General features: G+C 69.5%; 3 protein-coding genes. 2 read left to right on the top strand and 1 reads right to left on the bottom strand.

Translation table 11 applies throughout. The annotated features are described in order from the left end of the window. Positions 1–305, top strand: a 305-nt coding sequence (locus ACW9J6_RS27365) for a DNA translocase FtsK (protein WP_457119503.1), incomplete at its 5' end; no start/stop codon positions are given. A gap of 49 nt (positions 306–354) precedes the next feature. On the opposite strand, the gene ACW9J6_RS27360 is transcribed toward ACW9J6_RS27365, so the two are convergent. Continuing rightward, positions 355–927 (bottom strand): type 1 glutamine amidotransferase domain-containing protein, encoded by a 573-nt coding sequence (locus ACW9J6_RS27360; protein ID WP_457119502.1) that lies wholly within the window; start codon positions 925–927, stop codon positions 355–357. A 136-nt stretch (positions 928–1,063) separates the two neighbouring features. Here ACW9J6_RS27360 and ACW9J6_RS27355 point away from each other — a divergent pair, with 136 nt between their 5' ends. Further along, entirely contained in the window at positions 1,064–1,270 is a 207-nt protein-coding gene (locus ACW9J6_RS27355) for a hypothetical protein (RefSeq protein WP_457119501.1), read from the top strand. Positions 1,271–1,408 lie beyond the last annotated feature (138 nt).

Below are 1,408 nucleotides of genomic sequence, written 5' to 3'. Positions count from 1 at the left end.
GGCGTCCGGCCTATCTCGACGCGATCACCGCCGAGGAGGGCGAGGAGGGCGGCGCCGAGGCCGAGGGCGCGGTCTTCGACCAGGGGTCGTTCGGCGAGCCGGGCGGCGACACCTACGAGCAGGCGGTGGCGGTGGTGCTGCGGGACAAGAAGGCGTCGACGAGCTACATCCAGCGCCGGCTTCAGATCGGCTACAACCGGGCGGCCTCGCTGATGGAGCGGATGGAGAAGGAGGGCATCGTCGGCCCCGCCAACCACGCCGGAAAGCGCGAGATCCTGGTCGAGGCCGAGGGCGCGGAGGCGTAGCGGCGGGGGCCATCCCGCCCCCGCGCGCCGGTCCGGTGACGCGCGGCCCTCAGGCCGCCCTGCGGTCGTGGCGGCCTTCCTGGATCTCCTCGATGATCTTCGCCGAGAAGGCGTCGAGGTCGCCCGGGTTGCGGCTCGTGACGATGCCCTTGTCGGTCACCACCGCCTCGTCGTGCCAATCGGCGCCGGCATTGATGACGTCGGTCTTGATCGAGGCGTAGGAGGTCATCTTGCGGCCCTTGGCGGCGCCGACCTCGACCAGCAGCCAGGGCGCGTGACAGATGGCGGCCACGACCTTCCCGCTCGACAGGAAGGCGCGCAGGATCTCCAGGGCCTTCGGCTCCAGCCGCAGCTTGTCGGGGTTGATCTGGCCGCCGGGCAGCACCAGAGCGTCGAAGGCGGCGGGATCGATGCTCTCGATGTCGGCATCCACCTTCACCGGCCGGCCCCAGTCCTTCACGTCCCACCCGCGGATGGACTCGCCCGACTGACGGGACTTGGGGGCAGCAACCGTGACCTTCGCGCCGGCCTCGCTGAGCTTGGTCTTCGGGACTTCGAGTTCCGACTGCTCGAAGCCGTCGGTCGCCATGATGAGGATCTTCGCCTGCCGGATGTCGGGCATGCTGCATCTCCGAGGGTTGGGGTTCCGCGGGGCAACAGGTGCGGCGAGGACCGGTTCCCCCCTGCGTCAGTTTCCCCTTGCGGAACCGCCCTCGCGCCCTCCGGTTGTCCTGCGACACGCTGCAGAGGAGGCTCTCATGGCCAATCCCGGCCTGCCGAATCCCGGGGGCGTGCCCCCGACCGACGTGCCGCCGAGCCAGCCCGACGATTTTCCGGATACCGGGCCGACCGGCCCGCGCACGCCTTACCCGGTCAACGACCCAGGCGTCACCGATCCCCGGGGCCCGGGCTCCGAGCCCGACTACCTGCCGGGCCAGCCCACGGATCCGGGGACGCGCTTCTAAATAGAACGCTCTCGCAAGGCATTGTCGTTGCTGGGAGATTTGAAGCACCCGGTTTTGGAGATCATGGCGCGGGATCCCCTCTCCCGAGTGGGAGAGGGGATCCCGCGCCAGTCTGGAAATCCCAGCATCAAGACTTGG

The sequence above is a fragment of the Methylobacterium sp. JK268 genome, from assembly GCF_054052225.1.
The sequence above is the reverse complement of the archived record's forward strand: the minus strand, read 5'-3'. Positions and strand labels throughout refer to the sequence as shown.